General features: G+C 38.7%; 18 protein-coding genes and 1 pseudogene. 13 read left to right on the top strand and 6 right to left on the bottom strand.

Annotation, left to right across the window (positions count from 1 at the left end; translation table 11 throughout):
* Positions 1-111: 111 nt before the first annotated feature.
* Both traI and C9I86_RS13395 read right to left on the bottom strand, forming a co-directional pair.
* Positions 112-1,869 (bottom strand): TraI/MobA(P) family conjugative relaxase, encoded by a 1,758-nt coding sequence (gene traI / locus C9I86_RS13400; protein ID WP_107276632.1) that lies wholly within the window; start codon positions 1,867-1,869, stop codon positions 112-114.
* Positions 1,870-1,871: 2 nt separating this feature from the next.
* On the bottom strand, positions 1,872-2,183 hold the full coding sequence (locus C9I86_RS13395) for a hypothetical protein (RefSeq protein ID WP_107276631.1): 312 nt from the start codon (positions 2,181-2,183) through the stop codon (positions 1,872-1,874).
* 273 nt (positions 2,184-2,456) lie between these two features.
* Here C9I86_RS13395 and C9I86_RS13390 point away from each other — a divergent pair, with 273 nt between their 5' ends.
* From C9I86_RS13390 to C9I86_RS13370, 5 genes are all read left to right on the top strand, one after another.
* A complete protein-coding gene (locus tag C9I86_RS13390; RefSeq protein ID WP_107276630.1) occupies positions 2,457-2,795 on the top strand; it encodes a hypothetical protein in 339 nt (112 codons plus the stop codon).
* Between the two features lie 28 nt (positions 2,796-2,823).
* Entirely contained in the window at positions 2,824-3,579 is a 756-nt protein-coding gene (locus tag C9I86_RS13385; RefSeq protein WP_107276629.1) for an ArsA-related P-loop ATPase, read from the top strand.
* A complete protein-coding gene (locus C9I86_RS13380) occupies positions 3,572-4,078 on the top strand; it encodes a hypothetical protein (RefSeq protein WP_107276628.1) in 507 nt (168 codons plus the stop codon). The genes C9I86_RS13385 and C9I86_RS13380 overlap by 8 nt, the downstream gene beginning before the upstream one ends.
* 118 nt (positions 4,079-4,196) lie before the next feature.
* The gene (trbB, locus tag C9I86_RS13375) at positions 4,197-5,147 is read left to right on the top strand and encodes a P-type conjugative transfer ATPase TrbB (protein WP_107276636.1); all 951 of its coding nucleotides are present in this window, start codon (positions 4,197-4,199) and stop codon (positions 5,145-5,147) included.
* Between the two features lie 66 nt (positions 5,148-5,213).
* Positions 5,214-5,597, top strand: a complete 384-nt coding sequence (locus C9I86_RS13370) for an H-NS family nucleoid-associated regulatory protein (RefSeq protein ID WP_107276627.1) — start codon at positions 5,214-5,216, stop codon at positions 5,595-5,597.
* 361 nt (positions 5,598-5,958) lie between these two features.
* Here the strand turns inward: C9I86_RS13370 and C9I86_RS20080 are convergent, their stop codons facing one another.
* The 4 genes and pseudogenes from C9I86_RS20080 to ulaR all read right to left on the bottom strand — a co-directional run bounded on the left by C9I86_RS20080 (position 5,959) and on the right by ulaR (position 8,611).
* Entirely contained in the window at positions 5,959-6,111 is a 153-nt protein-coding gene (locus C9I86_RS20080; RefSeq protein ID WP_158258947.1) for a hypothetical protein, read from the bottom strand.
* Positions 6,112-6,115: 4 nt separating this feature from the next.
* On the bottom strand, positions 6,116-6,310 hold the full coding sequence (locus tag C9I86_RS13365) for a hypothetical protein (RefSeq protein WP_107276626.1): 195 nt from the start codon (positions 6,308-6,310) through the stop codon (positions 6,116-6,118).
* A 913-nt stretch (positions 6,311-7,223) separates the two neighbouring features.
* Positions 7,224-7,591: pseudogene (locus C9I86_RS20295) on the bottom strand (DDE-type integrase/transposase/recombinase); the annotation flags it as partial.
* 243 nt (positions 7,592-7,834) lie between these two features.
* Positions 7,835-8,611, bottom strand: coding sequence for an HTH-type transcriptional regulator UlaR (ulaR, locus tag C9I86_RS13355; RefSeq protein WP_080159113.1), 777 nt, complete (start codon positions 8,609-8,611; stop codon positions 7,835-7,837).
* Between the two features lie 211 nt (positions 8,612-8,822).
* Between ulaR and C9I86_RS13350 the strand changes: the two genes are divergently transcribed.
* The 8 genes from C9I86_RS13350 to C9I86_RS13315 all read left to right on the top strand — a co-directional run bounded on the left by C9I86_RS13350 (position 8,823) and on the right by C9I86_RS13315 (position 17,621).
* Complete coding sequence (locus tag C9I86_RS13350) at positions 8,823-9,665, top strand: Cof-type HAD-IIB family hydrolase (protein ID WP_080159147.1); 843 nt, start codon at positions 8,823-8,825, stop codon at positions 9,663-9,665.
* A 9-nt stretch (positions 9,666-9,674) separates the two neighbouring features.
* A complete protein-coding gene (locus C9I86_RS13345; protein WP_080159114.1) occupies positions 9,675-10,385 on the top strand; it encodes a ribulose-phosphate 3-epimerase in 711 nt (236 codons plus the stop codon).
* A 136-nt stretch (positions 10,386-10,521) separates the two neighbouring features.
* Positions 10,522-11,679, top strand: a complete 1,158-nt coding sequence (locus tag C9I86_RS13340) for an iron-containing alcohol dehydrogenase (protein WP_080159115.1) — start codon at positions 10,522-10,524, stop codon at positions 11,677-11,679.
* Between the two features lie 48 nt (positions 11,680-11,727).
* Complete coding sequence (locus C9I86_RS13335; RefSeq protein WP_080159116.1) at positions 11,728-12,474, top strand: HAD family phosphatase; 747 nt, start codon at positions 11,728-11,730, stop codon at positions 12,472-12,474.
* Complete coding sequence (tal, locus tag C9I86_RS13330) at positions 12,467-13,420, top strand: transaldolase (RefSeq protein WP_107276625.1); 954 nt, start codon at positions 12,467-12,469, stop codon at positions 13,418-13,420. Before C9I86_RS13335 ends, tal begins: the two co-directional genes overlap by 8 nt.
* Positions 13,421-13,430: 10 nt before the next feature.
* Positions 13,431-15,425, top strand: a complete 1,995-nt coding sequence (gene tkt, locus C9I86_RS13325; RefSeq protein WP_107276624.1) for a transketolase — start codon at positions 13,431-13,433, stop codon at positions 15,423-15,425.
* Position 15,426: 1 nt separating this feature from the next.
* Positions 15,427-16,143, top strand: a complete 717-nt coding sequence (gene rpiA, locus C9I86_RS13320; RefSeq protein ID WP_107276623.1) for a ribose-5-phosphate isomerase RpiA — start codon at positions 15,427-15,429, stop codon at positions 16,141-16,143.
* A 47-nt stretch (positions 16,144-16,190) separates the two neighbouring features.
* Positions 16,191-17,621: a Sapep family Mn(2+)-dependent dipeptidase gene (locus tag C9I86_RS13315; RefSeq protein ID WP_199190792.1), complete on the top strand. Its 1,431-nt coding sequence runs from the start codon at positions 16,191-16,193 to the stop codon at positions 17,619-17,621.
* Positions 17,622-17,627: the final 6 nt, after the last annotated feature.

The raw sequence follows: 17,627 nt of genomic DNA, 5'->3' as shown, positions 1-17,627 counted from the left end.
AATACATTATCCGATATTACAACCAAGTCAGGCCCCATCAATATAACGGTGGTTTGACACCGAATGAATCAGAACGCCGATTTAATAATGAATACAAATCAGTGGCCAATTTTACTTGACCACTTCATCTGGCGATGTTGAACCTATAGTAATAGAAGCGCCCTTTTTCATCGACTTATAGTGAGAAAGCATTTTCTTTTCGATAGGTTTAACAAATAAAACGTTATCTTTTTTGAGTAATACAACAGATTGATTACCAATATTTCTATAGCCATCATATTCAAATTTACCCTGTTCATCTTTATATAATTGATGCTCAAGGATCGTGTTAATTTTCTCTTTATCTTGATTTCGCTTATCAATAAACTGACTAACAGGATCGTGTGATTGAATATGTTCTCCATTGAGCTTTATATTAAGATTAAGCATTTCGGCTGATTGCTTTATTTGTTCCTTAAACTCATTAGAGCCATTAATAGTCAGATTATTACCATATTTGATAATAGCCATTTCCAATAGTTGCTTATGTGCTTGCAGCCCCTCAGATTTTGTCGTGAGTTGTTTACCGTTATCTAATATCGTATTCGAGCCAACCTGATAATGCAGAATGCCCTGCTTATCAACATTAATATTATCAAATTGAGTCACACGTTTATCTTTATCACCCGATAAACCATTTCGCATTATTTGATGATTGGCTTTCGCCCTTAATCGTTTTAATGCTTCCTCATTGCCGTTTGCCGCTTCATAACAAAGGTACTGTTGGAACGTCATATTTCCGTATTGGTTATATATTGATTTACGCGCCTTTGCGTATTCCGTCGTAATCACACTAGATACAGCTTTATTTTTTGCAGCGAGTCGTTGGTAAGAATTAAATTTTTGAGTAGACGTTAAAATCGTATTCTCTTTTATTTTAGAACGACGATAGGCATTCTCTGCCTTTGCTATCTCTCGTTGCTGAAAAACATCAAGACGCAGTGAATCTAATGATGATTCTTTTTTTTGAGTCCGTTCACCTTTAAATTCTTCATATTTAGCAAACAATGGATCTTTGTTTGTTTTCTTTAATTGTTTTGATTGTGTCTTTTTCTTATTAGCCGAAGGTTTAAACTCTCCAATATTACGTTGCAATTTAGTATAGGAGAAATCACGTGATATTGATGATGCTTTTATAGCAGCTCCATTGTCATTATTTAAAATAACTAGTCCACGCCCAGATTGTTTTAGTTCTAAGCCTGACTCATTAAAAAATGAATGCAGTTGTTCCCAAGAGTTTAAGTTTGGTAATAACTCCGTTAATTGTGGTTTTAAATTATCTTGACACCAAGAATGTAAACTTTGCTTACCTGAGTGATGATCCATACTATAGTTGTTTGGTTCTTTATACTCTCTACGATAATCCATTTGTAAATCATGTTTTATTTCGAGTTCATCTCGAACCTTTGCCGCATGTTTGAAATAGTTATAAGGATTAATCATTTTTTGATTTTCTGGATCAATTCTACTAATTGCCATATGCAAATGATAATTTTCAGTATTTGAATGAGCTACACTAATTCTATGATGTTTACCTAAACCTATAGAGTCAGCTATATTCTGCTCTATATCATTCATCTGCTCACGATTTGGTACTTCATTTTCAGGAAAGGAAATAACAAAATGCATTGTTTTATCCAACTTGGTACGATTATTCATCCCTTGAATTAAATTCATTTCAATAAGAGCAAAATCAATATCATCATTAATACAATTAGAAATGGAAATGTAATCAACTTTACTTCCATCATTTTGAGTATCGAGCATATAGCTAACTAAATTATTCAGAGATCTAGTAGATTTCTTTGATTTAATCTCTTTAATTATCATGATTAACTTACCATTTTCTTTAACTTTTCTGATGTATATTTTAAATTATCTTGAATTAATTGAACCTGTTCAGGTGTATAATTAGAAGATTCATGTAAAGTAATTCTGAACAAATTACCAAGCCTTGCTAAATCGGCACTTACTTTTAATAAAGATAAAACTAAGTCATTATCAAATTTAGTGGCTATTTTTTTATTAAGTGAAGTTGAGCGTATATAATCAGACAGACTCCTTGCAGACGATCTATCTGCTAATAACTGTAGTTTTATTTTTTCATCTTCTGACACTCTAATGTTTATTATTTCAGTTTTCATGATTCACCTTATGAGCAATTTATTGCGAATAACAAAAGACGGTAGTCGCAGCTTCGCAGAACAAAGAGTATTTGGGGATAGTGAGCTTGCTCACGTATGCACAAATACATTTCTTGCCATTGTTATATACCCGATTTAACAGTAAAAAAAGCTGTTCCGTTTAATTCCAGTTAGTTCCGTTTAATTCCGCTTATTTCCAATTAGTAGGTGTTTTTCAACTGTAAGCTCCGCTAATTTCCGCCTAATTCCGCTTATTTCCAGTAAAGGTACGGTATGACAAAAAAAAGAAGAATTGGCCTTGTCAATTTCAGGCAATACAAAGATGAAATAAAAGAAATGTATGATAAAGGGTTTCCAATAATTCATATTTTTGAAAGTTTCTCTGACAAGGTAGGTGTAAAGAAAACACAATTCTATGAATTAATGAATAAAGAAATAATTAAAAAAAATAAGCCAACAAATATCGAACCTAAAGTTAAATCCATTCAACATAAAAACCAACAACGAAATAATATTGATTCTAAATTGGATAATACAGATCCATTTAGAAAAAAAATAAAACCCATTCATAACCCAACAATGACTGACGAACGCCGAAAAGAACTTTTCTAAACATAAATTAACGATAAGGATTTACATCATGAGTAATATACATTTCTTTTTACAAGGTAAAGGTGGTGTGGGTAAAACTCTAATTAGTAGCTTTACTACTCAATATTTAAAATCAATCAGTAAAGATGTATTGTGTATTGATACTGATTCAGTTAATCATACCTTTTCACAATATAAGTCATTTAAGGTTATTGAATATAATATCTATAATCCTGAAAGCTCATTTCTTGATGAAACCGTTATTGAACAAATGGCCGAATTTGTTTATGAATCAAATAACGAAAACATTATCATTGATAATGGTGCTAGTTCTTTTATGCCGTTAATGAAATATCTAACTGATAACGAAATAATAGATGCACTTAATGAGGCTGGACATAATATATATATTCATACTGTTATTACTGGTGGTCAAGGTCTTGAAGATACCGCAGCAGGCTTGCAGTCAATATTAGAAAACTTTCAATCAACCTCTGTAATTGTTTGGCTAAATTACAAATTTGGTGACATTTTAATGAATAATAAAAAATTCAATGACTGGTCACTATACAAAAATAATAGTGATGCTATATCAGGGATAATCCCCATTGATTTTAATACCAGCCAGTTATTTCAAAACGATTTAGAATTAATGCTAGGAGCGAAACATACCTTTGATGAAGCAATGACAAGCTCAAAGTTATTTAGTCGCAACAGACTAAAACAAATGAAAGAACAAATATTCCAATCAATAGAAGATACCGAATTATCTTGCTTTACTTCTAATGGTGAACAAGATGATTGATAAAGAAGATTTATCTATAAATGATGCCGAATACGCTAAAATAATTTCAGATATACTTGCCGCTAAATATGGCGTTATTGCTTGTGAAGAACCCATTCTTCATACTGCCGTTGCTAACGCTGCCGCTCTTAATTTTCTGACTATTGAACTTAGAAAGTACTTTACTCAACAGCAATACAAAGTTAGTGAACAATATAGTGAAATAAATACTCATGTAGAAAATACATTAATGTTTTTTGAAAAAAACATGACGGCTATCATAAGAAAAAACACATCTGAATTACAGGCTGAATTAATTAATGAGCATTCGAAAATCACACGCAGACAAATAGCTCAAATTAAAAACATCATAGAAAATGACCTACCTAATGCATTTAATAACGGTATTAGTTGTCATGAATCAGAAACAACTAAAAAAGACTGGCCTCTTTTTTTTAGTGCTGGAACGTTTTGTATTTCAGTATTAAGCCTCCTCCTTATTATTTTTCACATGATCTAATTAACCTTTAAATATTAATTACGGCTTATACACATACCCACAGGGTCGCTGCGATGGCTTTAATGTCTTCACTCCCCTATGGATATGTGCATAAGCCCCCTTCAGGATGATCGTATTAATGCCAGAATCAAAACAAAGAGCAATAAAATCACTTAACTCTCATTTAGAACGAACAGGAATACTCGCATTATTAAATGACGATACGGTTATTGAGATAATGCTAAACAGTGACGGCTGGCTATGGGTTGAAGCCTTTGGTAAGCCAATGTACAAACATTGTATGATCACACCTGACGATGCCAATATTATTATTCGTTCCATCGCTCATTATCACAATGAATTAATTGATAAAGAATGCCCTGTTTTAGAATGCGAATTACCTACTGATGGTAGCCGCTTTGAAGGGATTGTTCCTCCCCTTACCGCACAAACATCTTTTACTATTCGTAAGAAAGCTACAAAAGTTTTTACTATGGATGATTATGTCCAAGGTGGAACGATGACTCAACATCAATACGAAATCATACAAGCAGCTATCGCTAACCGACAAAATATATTGATTGTGGGCGGAACAGGCTCAGGAAAAACCACACTGACCAATGCCGTTATTGATTCAATGGTAAAATATAATTCTGATGATCGGATCATCATTATTGAGGACACTAATGAAATACAATGTACCGCTGAAAATAGCGTCATAATGCGAACATTGGAAAAAGCCAATGTGACGATGGGTAAACTATTAAGGGTTACACTACGTTATCGTCCTGATCGTATTCTCGTTGGTGAAGTTCGAGGTGGAGAAGCCCTCGACCTACTAAAAGCATGGAACACAGGACACCCAGGCGGTGTCGCGACTATCCATGCAAACTCTGCATTACTTGGTCTTGAACGACTTGAGCAATGCATAGAAGAGGTCTCAAGCAACGTTAATAAAAAAGTGATAGCCCAAACAATTAATTTATTAATTTTCATCAAAAAAACACCACAAGGACGAATAATCAAAGAACTTGCATGTGTACGTAGTTATGATGACAATCAATACAATATTGATTACTATTGTGACTAGACTCGATTACATATCAGTAATGTCTACAAAATCTTTTTAATCAGCAAGATAAGTAAGGTTTATATAATGTCAGAAACATTTAAATTACTTCTAAATTTACGCTCTTTACGTGCAGTTAGTCGTGAAATATCACTGGATCAGCTTCAAGAATCACTTGAAAAATTAACACAAGTCGTTAATGAGCGAACTCAAGAAGAAGAACAACTTCATGCTGAAAATAAAGAACGTAATGATAAATTAGAAGCATACCGTGAAATGCTTATCGCTGACGGAATTGATCCAGAAGAGCTATTAGGTTTAATGAGCGCAAAACCTAAAAAGTCAACTCGCCCACCTCGCCCTGCCAAATACAAATATGTTGATGAAGATGGCCAAGAAAAAACATGGACAGGACAAGGCCGCACACCTAAATTTTTAGTTGATAAAAATCTAGAAGACTTTTTGATTTAATCTTAACTAACATTTTAACCCGTTAAGCCTGACGGGTTACACTCCGTAATTTCGTCCTTAATGTATTGTTACTATAGAATTTAAAATCAATGTCTACATAGCGAACAAATAGCAATAAAAACAATCATAATTACTGCACCACCGTTCTTTGTTCTTGATATGAATAAAAGCAACAAAGAGAGTAAAGATACCCCTTTAAAAAAATGCTCTAAACTTTTAAAAAAGCAATACCGCGCCTTTCGATAATTAAATTTCCCCAATATATTCATTAGTAATGATCCCTACCTTATTATAGGGCTAAAAGCCCTACAATTTTTATTGCCAAGTTCAAGGTAAAAGCGGTAATTTCAATCACCTCTTTTTATTCTATCCAATATTTTTCAAATGTTATTTCTCCACCATCCTCTAGCAATCTATCAATTGCTTTATCTCGCATAGATTTATTTATACCTTTCACATAATAAGTAATATATTCATCACCTTGAAGAACTTCAATTTCAGCGCAAAATTTCATAAAATTATAACTCCTTCAATTTTTTAGTAGATACAAGTAACCACTGACAACCAATCAGCAATTTTTCCATTTCATGTTTACCAGCTTTAAAGCTGTTAAGAATTTCATTTTTGTTGGAGTCCTTCGGCGCCAAGGACGAAACCTTGGTCGCTTCAAGATGATTAGTGATTGTTGAGTGGTTAGCTGTTAAGTAAGTCATGGTAGTGAGTCCTTTAGGTTTAAGTTTTCATCTTCGTCATCGCCTGACTGTTCGTACACATACCATCGTTCTAACCCGCAAGGGCGCGAAGCGGCGAAGCCTCCCTTGCGGGTTAGGTTGTGATAGGTGACGATTAAAAGAAGAAAGCGATTGAAGATTGAAACGTCCAAAAGGATGAACAATGACTAACGAGACAGATAAACGCGATTACAAGCACTTATCAGGTAGAAGTGAAAGCTCTAGCTTTGTGAGTTCGACGGTTAGGAGAATAAATGCGGTTAGTGAAATATAACCTGGTAAAAATTTGTCCTCGCTTGCGAGGAAGAACAAATTTTATCCAGGCTTATATTGAATGTTATTTCTTAGCCCTGATCGTTACCTTTGGTGAAGACCGCTTACTGGCTGAGTTTCACTAGTGAAATAGGACATGGTTGCCTCGGCGGGGTGCTGCAAATCATTAATGTTTATTTATTGGTTCATCACGTACTGCAGCTGTTTTTAATTTTTCCAGCTCACAAATAGCATTATTAATGGCCGCTTTCACGTCCATCGTTTGACCTTTTTTATCTTCGTGTAATTGAGCAACTCTACAATTGATGTAAGTAACTACTCTACCCTATTATGATTATACAAACGTATAACCTTTACGGTAATTTTTCAGAAAACCTTTTGCATGTAAATCAGCAAACACATTGGTAATGACGCTTGGACTGATGAAAAGTTTCCAGTTTGAGATTACAACCCCCATTGTAAATATTGATTACAATGGGGGTTGTAATCGATACAAATACTTTTAATGAAATAAACTAAGATTAATTTAATGTTGTTTGCCCTTTGGTGACGGTTGCTAGCTAAGTTTTACCTGTAAGATAGATAGGTTACTCCGAATGGATGTTATAACATTTTCAGAAGAGGTTGGGCTGGTATGTTTTCGTATTTTAAATCCATCGAGGGCGACAATGAGCTTTTTGGTAATAGTATGATCTGACTCGATACCATTATTAAAATATTTGATTTGTCGCAGTTCAACATCCTCTCGTAATCGCCCTTCCTTACTTCAAACTGGCAATCGTATTAGCATAAGATAAAGCTTATCTGTATTTAACGTTTTAAGCTGATATCAATACTGTAATATTTTAGGCAGCACCAAAGAAACAGATAAACGGCTTTTTTATTACGCTTTGGCGAAAAATAGAAATCTAGTGTTTCACCTTGTTTATTAATAGCGTGATACAGATAAAACCATTTTCCTTTCACTTTGACGTATGTTTCATTGAGCTGTTACGAAGATTCTATCGTGATGAACTAATGACAACGTAACTTATTACGTAATGACGGGGCAAAGTATTTCTATTTAAATTCAATATTGATTATTGAGGCGTGCCCCCAGACCAATCGAGTCAGCCATATTTTCGGAACCACACTAATACTGTAAAACAACCTTATTTAGGATAGGTCAACTTCAATAGAAAAGGGTTGGTATTACTGCCAATCCTTTTCTATTTTCTGGATGGTTATTCGCCATCAGACTACGACAACATTAACTCCTTGCTGACGTAATGACTCAAGAGTCGATTGATCGGCCCCCTCATCAGTAATCAAAGTGTCTAACTTAGATGTACAAGCAAGTAATTTTCCACCGTACTTACCTACCTTACTACTATCAATTAGCGCAACAATACGATCGCCATATTCTAGAAGCTTCTTCTCTGCCATATACACCAATAAATCAGATGTATGGATACCAGCTGCCGTTACACCTGTTCCGGTAAAGAACACAAAGCGGCTCTTGTGGTCGTCTGCGGCTTCTTCATCGGGTGAAATAGTGATCTGGCGTTCAGGCAGATATTGACCACCCAAAATAATGATGCTCTGATGATCTTGGCTGATCAATTGGTAGGCCAGTGGCATAAAGTTAGTCACAACTTGAACATCTCTGTGGAGAAGGTGCTCCCCCATCAGAAAGGTGGTATTACTGCCACTAACGATAATACTATCGTGCTCCTCACACATATCTGCCGCTACTTTGGCAATCCGTTGTTTGGCTGCGTAGCACTCAATATCTTTTTCTTCAGGAATAAAGCTACTTGGAACGTGCGTTATAACCAATGGAATATCATGATTGATCACTTCTGCACCATTACGAATCTTCTTTAGCTTACCTTCTTCTGCCAGTTTAGTGATGTCTCTACGAGCTGTTGATAATGAGATATCTAACATTTTCATATAGTCATTTGTCGTAATAAAAGTGTGACTGTTTAAATGGTCAAGCAAGCTTCTATGACGTTGAGCTTCATTCATTCTTCATGCCTTTAATTTGTTTTGACTTATTTTGACGCACTATGAACTTTTGGGCAAATAAAATCTAATCATGACCAATTTTGACCTTCAATGACGCATTTATTGTAATAAAACGCTTATTTTGGTCACAAAAAAGTCAAAAATGACTTTACATGACCGTAATTGATCGTTTATGGTCATTTTACGTCACAAGAAGTCACTGAAGGCCAAAATGAAGTATCAAGCAGTCATTATTGATTTAGATGGAACATTGTTAAGAGATGATGAGCAAATCTGCTCAAATAATAAAGAAGCTATCACGCTTGCTGTAAAGAGTGGTTATAGCGTCAGTCTCGCAAGTGGTCGACCGCATCAGTTAATGATGCCTTATGTCAAAAAACTTGGTTTGTCTTTACCTATCATCTGCTGTAACGGTGCATACCTTTTTGACCCAATCACCCAGAACATAATGAACCCCCAAGTTTTGGATCGTGATTTCCTTATTGATTTAGTGAGCTTGCTAAATGAAGGACACTTTGCTTTCACTATTTATTCAAGTCGTGGCGTGTTTACTCAAAAAGCGTCAAAGCATACGGAAGACTTGATCAAAAAAGCAGAAGTCATCAACGCAGACATATCAATTCAAGTCATCCCTGCTATCAGTGAACTGCTTGAACAGACAGGAGAGGTATACAAAGTTCTTGTTTCAAGCTCGGACAAAGTCGCTTTGAATCAATTAAGGGATGCTTTGCAAATTCATTGCCAAGCTGATTTATCTGCACCAACAAAACTCGACATTACATCAACGTCAGCCACGAAAGGTCATGCATTAACTCAGTGGCTAAAACAACAAAATATATCCGCTCAAAATACCATAGCTTTTGGAGATGGGGACAACGATGCCTTTATGTTCCGACTCGTCGGAGAGCCTGTTGCTATGGATAACGCTAGCCCTTCCTTAAAAGGGTTAGCAAACCTTATTGTCACTAATAACAACGGTTGTGGAATTGGCCAGTATCTTCGCCTCATGGTTCAAGAAGGTCAGAAAACATACCAACATTCTTTTAATTATTAAGGAAATACCATGAAAAAAGTAAAAATTGCAGCAGGTCTAGCTCACGTAGATTACGGGCACATTGCTGATGTAGTGAAAGAAGTCTCTGACGCTGGGGCTGACTACATTCACTGTGATGCTGCAGATATGCATGACCTGAAAAATCTGCAATTAATGGGTGGACATCAAATCGTTGAAGGTATTCGTCCTTACACTGAAAAGCCAATTGAAGTTCATGCTTACTTCAAAGATTGCGACAAATTATTTATCGATAAAATTGCAGCTGCAGGTGCAAACATGCTGATTCTACCAGCAGAGCATTTTATCGGGGCTCCTCTGTGTTACATCATTAAATACTGTCAAAACTACGGAATGAAATTTGGCTTAACGGTTGGTGCATTAACCCCAGTGTCATTCGTTAAAGAATCTATCTACTACTTAGATCGTTTACACATTGTTATTCACGGTATTACTGATGGCGATGATGAGTGGTTATGGCGTAAATCAGCGATTGCAATGATCCGTGAAGCACGTGAACTCATTAACGAACGTAACCCTAACTGTGAACTATGTGTTGATGGTGGTATCCGTAACCACAATATCGAAGAGCTGCTTAATGAAGACATCGACGTAATGGTTGCCTCTACCAATATATTTGGTCACAAAGATGGCATTACTGCTGGTGTTCGTGATTTCCGCGCTGCAATTGACCAACTCGAAGACAAAGCAGAAGTGAAATAAGAAGAAGCTGAAACAGCTTAACTTTGTCACTTGGCGTAACAGTGATTTATATCGTTGTCGCGCTCAAATCTAATAACGGTGTCGAGCTTCCCCCTTAGTTATGCTCGAGCTTGGCACCACTACCTAGGATTAATTCATGACACAATTTCAATATTATCAGCCGACAAAATTGACATTTGGTGCGGGAGAAATTCAAAAGATTGGGCAGCTTGTTGCTCAATATGGCAAACGATGCCTAGTGGTCAGTGAGCCAATTTTTGATGCTGTGAAACCTGCCTATGATTGTATTTTTGCTTTGTTAGTAGAGCAGGGAATTGAAGTAACACATTTTGATGGTGTGGTACCAAACCCACCAACCACTGTTGTGGAACTTGGCCGCCAAATAGCGGTTTCGGCAAATTGTGATGTGGTGTTAGCAATTGGTGGTGGCTCTTCGATTGATACAGCAAAAATCATTTCTGCGGCTATCAAAGCAGAGTCTTTGGACTGGGCATATTGGTTCGCAACCTATGACTCACCGTTTGGAGACATTCAAGATTTACCCGCTCAAGTTGTTCCTTTGATCGCAGTACCGACAACGTCTGGTACAGGATCACAAGTAACACAAGCGGCAGTGATTACAGACATAGAACAGCACGCAAAACTGACCTTGTTTCATCCGGAGTTCTTTCCTTGCGAAGCGCTGATTGACCCAGAGTTAATGTTAACACTACCACCTCGTATGACTGCAATGACGGGTTTTGATGCTTTTTCTCATGCGTTTGAATCATTCACTGGCACACGTCCATCTCCTTTTGTGGATGCAATGGCGTTAGAAGCCATGAAGCTGGTAGTTGAAAACTTGCCAAATGTTATAGACAACGGAGCAGATTTAGTTGGCCGTTGTGAATTAGCAAAAGCCGACACATTAGGAGGTATTTCACTAGCAAATGGTGGGGCTGGAGCGCCTCATCCTCTTGGAGAGATTTTAGGTAGTAGTAAAACGAACTTACCACATGGTTTAACACTCGCGGTTGTTTATCCAGCGTATGTGCAACTTCAGTGGCGAAAACAGCCGGAGCGCTTTGCGCAAGTAGCTGAGCTCTTTGGTGCTGTGGGAAGCATTGAAGAAAAAGCTCAATCATTGGCTGCACTTATTGTGAAGTTTCTTGAGCGAATTGGCCTCGAGTCGAATTTAACTCAAGTAGGGGTAAATCAAGAAGATGTTCTTAAGCTAGAGCCTGCTTTCTGCTTTGATTTACCGCTGACTAGCGGTGATGAAATGAAAGAAATATTACACGCTAGTTTGGTTTAGAGCCTCTGAGTTTAAAAATAAATTAATAAAGAAAATGGAGACGAGACCATGGAAAAAAGCATCACTACTTCGAATAACACAGCACTGAAATTGGAAAGAGAGGAATTCATTGCCAGTGATGTTCAAGCATTGATTTTTGATTTCGATGGACTTCTCGTAGATACCGAGACTTGTATGTTTAAAGCTTGGGAAGCTTTGTTAAAAACCTATGATGTTGAAGTATCGCCTCTTCAGGTTGCTGGTCTAGTTGGGAGCTCAGTACCAGCAACTTCTCTCTATCAATTATTTAATCAAGCATCTCATCAAGCATTGTCGAATTATGACATTCGCCAACTTGTTGAGGAGAAAGCATATCGCTTGATTGAAACTATTTCTGAGCGCGAAGGTGTTCGTCAATACCTTGAGTTTGCAAAGTCAAAAAATTGGAAAATTGCACTAGCAACAAGCTCTGAATTTAAGCATTACCATCCAATTTTATCTCGATTAAATCTCACCCACTTCTTTGATTGTTTTGTCGGTGCAGAAGACATTGTCCCAGCAAAACGTAAACCTCAACCAGATGTATATTTAGCCGCCTTAAATCAATTAGGTGTTTCTGCCCATCAAGCCATCGCATTTGAAGACTCTCCTCCTGGTGTTCAGGCGGCTCGATCGGCAGGAATACCAACAGTAGCGGTAACTAACTTGCTCACTTGTCACCTCGATGTCTCGTTAGCCAACGTGGTGATGAGTTCTATGAATGACCAAACCTTACCGCAATTGCTTAATCAACTTATGAGAAATGAAGATGAATAAATTAGAACAATTGAAAAAGTACACTACCGTTGTTGCGGATACCGGTGACATTGATGCGATTGCGGCTTTTCAACCTCAAGATGCCACCACTAACCCTTCTTTGGTGCTAAAAGCGGCTGAGATACCTCAATACGATCACTTGATTGCTGATGCAGTGACGTGGGCAAAATCTAAAAGCGATGATAAGTCTCAGCAATTAATTGATGCTGGAGACAAGTTGGCAGTCAATATTGGCCTAGAGATTTTAAAAACGGTGCCGGGACGTATCTCTACAGAAGTGGATGCTCGCATGTCATTTGACAAAGAAGCAAGCCTAGCAAAGGCACGCAAACTGATTGCGATGTACAACGAGGCCGGTATTAATAACGAGCGCATTTTAATCAAACTGGCTTCCACTTGGGAAGGTATTAAAGCTGCTGAAGTGTTAGAGAAAGAAGGCATCAATTGTAATTTGACATTGTTGTTTAATTTCGCTCAAGCAAAAGCGTGTGCAGAAGCTGGTGCTTTCTTAATTTCCCCTTTTGTAGGGCGAATTCTTGATTGGTACAAAACCAATACAGAGAAAAAAGAGTACTTACCTAATGAAGACCCAGGTGTCGTTTCAGTATCAGATATCTACAACTACTACAAAGACCACGGTTACGAGACAGTCGTCATGGGTGCCAGCTTCCGTAACGCGGAAGAAGTTTTAGCGTTAACAGGGTGTGACCGCCTGACGATTGGTCCAGCAATCTTAGATCAACTAGCCGCCCAAGAAGGCGATGTGCAATGCCTGCTATTTTCAGCGCGTGATGCGATTAAAACTGCACCTGCATCGATGACAGAAGCTGAATTCCGATGGGAAATGAACCAAGACCCAATGGCAACAGAAAAGTTGTCGGAAGGTATTCGCAATTTTGCCGTCGACCAAAGCAAATTGGAAACAATGATCGAAGCGCGCTTGTAGGAGATGCATGATGATTTCACGTTCAAAACTTGCTGATACGATTCGTGTATTAAGTATGGATGCAGTGCAGAAAGCAGGCTCAGGCCACCCAGGGGCTCCAATGGGAATGGCAGATATCGCTGAAGTACTATGGCGAGACTTTCTAAAACACAACCCAACAAATCCGAATTGGACTGACCGAGATAGATTTATTCTATCGAATGGTCATGGTTCGATGTTGATCTACAGCTTGCTGCACCTATCTGGGTACAAGTTGTCGATGAACGATATTAAATCTTTCCGTCAATTACACAGTAAAACCGCAGGTCATCCTGAATATGGTTACGCGCCGGGTATTGAGACAACAACAGGCCCATTAGGACAAGGCATCACTAACGGCGTGGGAATGGCGTTGGCGGAGAAAGTTCTGGGCGAACAATTTAATCGAGATGGTCATAACATCGTAGATCACCATACTTATGTGTTCATGGGTGATGGCTGCATGATGGAAGGGATTTCGCATGAAGCTTGTTCACTCGCGGGAACACTAGGGCTTGGAAAGTTAGTTGCATTTTGGGATGACAATGGCATTTCAATTGATGGCGAAGTTGATGGTTGGTTCTCTGATGATACGCCAAAACGCTTTGAAGCTTATGGCTGGCATGTAATAGCAAATGTTGATGGTCATAATTCTGAAAGTATCCATAAAGCAATTACTGAAGCGAAATCGATAACAGATAGACCTAGCTTGATTTGTTGCAAAACAATCATTGGCTTCGGCTCTCCAAATAAATCAGCAAGCCATGACTGCCACGGTGCTCCGCTAGGAACTGAAGAAGTCGCACTTGTTCGCTCAAACTTGGGGTGGGAGCACCCAGAGTTTGAAATACCACAAGATATTTACAATAAGTGGGATAGAAAAGAGCAAGGCAAGGCTGATGAACTTAATTGGCAAGCTCGTTTTGATACTTACCAACAAGCTTACCCTGAGTTAGCGGCTGAGTTTACACGCCGTAGCCAAAACTTATTACCAGAAAACTGGGAGCAGTATACGCAAGACTTGATTCAGACCTTGCAAGCAAACCCGCAAACGATTGCAACTAGAAAAGCATCTCAAAATACAATTGAAGCGTTTAGTCCGTTACTTCCAGAATTCTTGGGTGGTTCAGCAGATTTGACACCATCAAACCTGACGAATTGGTCGGGTTCAAAATCAATCTCGGCTCAAGATGCCTCTGGTAATTACTTAAGTTACGGCGTACGTGAGTTTGCGATGTCAGCAATGATAAATGGTATCGCACTTCATGGCGGCTTTATTCCTTATGGCGGCACTTTCTTGATGTTCATGGAATACGCTCGAAACGCACTGCGTATGGCGGCATTGATGAAACAACGCAGCATCTTTGTTTATACCCATGACTCAATTGGTTTGGGGGAAGACGGCCCAACACATCAGCCAGTGGAGCAGATCGCATCATTACGTCTGACACCAAACATGAGTACATGGCGCCCTTGTGACCAAGTAGAAACGGCTGTGGCTTGGAAGTCGGCGATCGAACGCTTTGATGGTCCAACATCGTTGATTTTCTCTCGCCAAAATCTTGTGCAGTTTGAACGTGATGAATCGATGTTAGCCAATGTAGCAAAAGGCGGATATATCCTTTCTGATTGTAAAGGTGAACCTGAGTTGATTTTGATTGCTACGGGATCTGAGGTGGCGCTGGCTATGAAAGCAAAAGTGCAATTAGCAAACGTACGCTGCCGAGTAGTTTCGATGCCAGCAACAGATGTGTTTGATGCTCAATCAACTGAATATCAAGAGCAAGTGCTGCCTAGTCATGTCACCGCACGCGTTGCAATAGAAGCCGGCATTCGTGACTACTGGTTCAAATATGTAGGGCTACGAGGTGACATCGTGGGCATGACAAGCTTTGGTGAATCAGCGCCTGCAGAAGAGTTATTTGAAATGTTTGGGTTTACGGTTGAAAACATCGTAGAGAAATCTAAAGCGGTTCTGGAGAGATAGTATGGCAATGACAACGCGTTTTATTGACAACCTCAGCCATGACTGCCTGCGAACTAAGGCTGCGAAAGTAGCTTTAGAGCATGTAATTGATGCGCTAACGCCTTCAAGTGTCATTGGAATTGGTACAGGTGCAACCGTCGAAGTCTTTATACAGTTATTGAAGCAGAGTGGAACGGAGTTTTCTCACTGTGTATCGAGTTCTGAACGTTCGAGTAAGGCGATTGCAGAGGCTGGCTTGAAAGAGTTGGCAATTGCGGAGTGCGACCGTGTCGATTTTTATATTGATGGCATAGATGAGGGTATGGCCGACGGCATTACAGTGAAAGGTGGAGGCGCAGCGTTAGCGCGTGAAAAAGTGCTCGCAACATTAGCAATGAGCTTTATCACTATTGCCGATAGCGGCCGTTTAGTCAATCAACTAGGGCAATTTCCGTTACCAGTGGAGGTACTGCCAGCTGCACAGAAAGCGGTTTTCAACGCTTTACGAAGTTTAGGTGGAGAGCCTGTGCTAAGGGAAGGCTGCTTGACTGATAACGGCAACATAATCCTTGATGTTTCTGGCTTAGATCTTACTGAGCCTAAAAGTCGAGAAAGAGAATTAAATGCGATTGCTGGAGTGGTTGAAAACGGCATCTTTGCGCAGCGTTCAGCAGATTTCATGGCGTTCTCAAATAGCGAAGGAACACATTGGTTATCGAGGATAATGAAACCTCAATAATAAGTCTATTTAAGGCTTACTCAGTAACGATTAATTAGGGACTAAACATGATGGAAAGCAATTTATCACCCCGTTTTCAGGGCTATCTTGACCAACATCACCAAGCGTTCTTGGATGATTTGTCAGGGTTAATTGCTATTCCGTCTGTGCGAGACTTAACCACAAGTGAAGAATGCGCACCATTTGGCCGCTCAATTAGACAGGCTTTCGACTACTTAATTGAACTCGCACAGCGTGAAGGCTTTGAAGTGAGAGATCATCAAGGTTATGCGCTAGATATTTGTTTTGGTCAATGTGAGCAAGAAATAGCAATTTTGCACCACGTTGATGTCGTTGAAGCCGGTGATTTAAATGAATGGAATACACCGCCATTTGAAATGCATAAACAAGGTGATGAGTTATACGGTCGAGGCGTTACAGACAACAAAGGCCCTTTGATGGCAAGTCTGTACATCCTCAAGATGTTTAAAGCACTAGATGTGAAGCTCGATAAAACGATTCGACTCATTATCGGTGGTGCAGAAGAGACAACTTGGGAATGTGTAGAACATTATTTTAAGCACAATCCTCAGCCAGAATATGGTTTTTCCCCTGATGGTGACTTCCCAATCGTCAATGGAGAAAAAGGAATCCTATATGCGTCATTTCAACGAGAACTCCCAACTCTCACTGACGTAGGAAATTGCCAGATAATCAGTATTGAAAGTGAACGTGATAGAACATCTACTTGCTATCAATTAACTGTGTACCTAGCTGGTAAAAAAGCAGCTGAAGTTGCAGCAAGGTTTGCAACTTTTGCCAAAGTAACGCTCGTGGAAAATAAAGCGGGTATTGATAACTCACAAAAGGAGCTGTACTGCGTTGAATTATCGACGCCATGGGAGAAGTCCCGCAATCCGCATAAAGTTGACAACTGTATGGATCAGTTTGTTCTTCAAATGCGAGATGTTGACGGTTTAGATGCTCATTCTCAAAGCTTGATTGAATTATTGGATGGATGCTTTGCGCAAGCAAGCGATGCTTCCAAATTAGGACTCAAGTATCAAGATGATGAAATGGGAATAACAACTTGTTGTATTTCGTCTATTAACCTCGATCAACATAGTTACAACTTAGATTTTGATTTTCGGTTTCCTAAAGGCCTGACTATCGATGAAATTCGTACCCAACTCCAATACTTGTCCCAACAATATGGAGTGAAATTGATTGAACAGCAGTACTTACCTCTATCTTACCTCTCACCCGAAAGTGATCTTATCCAAGTTATGGGAAAAGCTTATTCCGAAGTTACAAGAACGGACGCTCAATGTTTTAGCAAAGGCGCAGCTTCGTATGCGCGAGCATTAAACAATGGCGTTGCATTCGGACCTACTTTTCCTGGTGATGTGACTTGTGTTCATGAGCCCAACGAAAGGCTCAATCTCAAATCATTAAAAAGAGCAATAACAATATACGTAAAAGTTCTCGTGTCACTTTAGGAGTAA

This window comes from Photobacterium sp. NCIMB 13483 (assembly GCF_003025475.1).
In the GTDB taxonomy this organism is placed as follows: Bacteria; Pseudomonadota; Gammaproteobacteria; order Enterobacterales; family Vibrionaceae; genus Photobacterium; species Photobacterium piscicola.
The sequence above is the reverse complement of the archived record's forward strand: the minus strand, read 5'-3'. Positions and strand labels throughout refer to the sequence as shown.

What these genes read in the sequence shown, in the direction of transcription:
- traI (WP_107276632.1), bottom strand. Translation starts at nt 1,869, where the DNA reads ATGATAATTAAAGAGATTAAATCAAAGAAATCTACTAGATCTCTGAAT.
- C9I86_RS13395 (WP_107276631.1), bottom strand. Translation starts at nt 2,183, where the DNA reads ATGAAAACTGAAATAATAAACATTAGAGTGTCAGAAGATGAAAAAATA.
- C9I86_RS13390 (WP_107276630.1), top strand. Translation starts at nt 2,457, where the DNA reads ATGACAAAAAAAAGAAGAATTGGCCTTGTCAATTTCAGGCAATACAAA.
- C9I86_RS13385 (WP_107276629.1), top strand. Translation starts at nt 2,824, where the DNA reads ATGAGTAATATACATTTCTTTTTACAAGGTAAAGGTGGTGTGGGTAAA.
- C9I86_RS13380 (WP_107276628.1), top strand. Translation starts at nt 3,572, where the DNA reads ATGATTGATAAAGAAGATTTATCTATAAATGATGCCGAATACGCTAAA.
- trbB (WP_107276636.1), top strand. Translation starts at nt 4,197, where the DNA reads ATGCCAGAATCAAAACAAAGAGCAATAAAATCACTTAACTCTCATTTA.
- C9I86_RS13370 (WP_107276627.1), top strand. Translation starts at nt 5,214, where the DNA reads ATGTCAGAAACATTTAAATTACTTCTAAATTTACGCTCTTTACGTGCA.
- C9I86_RS20080 (WP_158258947.1), bottom strand. Translation starts at nt 6,111, where the DNA reads ATGAAATTTTGCGCTGAAATTGAAGTTCTTCAAGGTGATGAATATATT.
- C9I86_RS13365 (WP_107276626.1), bottom strand. Translation starts at nt 6,310, where the DNA reads ATGACTTACTTAACAGCTAACCACTCAACAATCACTAATCATCTTGAA.
- ulaR (WP_080159113.1), bottom strand. Translation starts at nt 8,611, where the DNA reads ATGAATGAAGCTCAACGTCATAGAAGCTTGCTTGACCATTTAAACAGT.
- C9I86_RS13350 (WP_080159147.1), top strand. Translation starts at nt 8,823, where the DNA reads ATGAAGTATCAAGCAGTCATTATTGATTTAGATGGAACATTGTTAAGA.
- C9I86_RS13345 (WP_080159114.1), top strand. Translation starts at nt 9,675, where the DNA reads ATGAAAAAAGTAAAAATTGCAGCAGGTCTAGCTCACGTAGATTACGGG.
- C9I86_RS13340 (WP_080159115.1), top strand. Translation starts at nt 10,522, where the DNA reads ATGACACAATTTCAATATTATCAGCCGACAAAATTGACATTTGGTGCG.
- C9I86_RS13335 (WP_080159116.1), top strand. Translation starts at nt 11,728, where the DNA reads ATGGAAAAAAGCATCACTACTTCGAATAACACAGCACTGAAATTGGAA.
- tal (WP_107276625.1), top strand. Translation starts at nt 12,467, where the DNA reads ATGAATAAATTAGAACAATTGAAAAAGTACACTACCGTTGTTGCGGAT.
- tkt (WP_107276624.1), top strand. Translation starts at nt 13,431, where the DNA reads ATGATTTCACGTTCAAAACTTGCTGATACGATTCGTGTATTAAGTATG.
- rpiA (WP_107276623.1), top strand. Translation starts at nt 15,427, where the DNA reads ATGGCAATGACAACGCGTTTTATTGACAACCTCAGCCATGACTGCCTG.
- C9I86_RS13315 (WP_199190792.1), top strand. Translation starts at nt 16,191, where the DNA reads ATGATGGAAAGCAATTTATCACCCCGTTTTCAGGGCTATCTTGACCAA.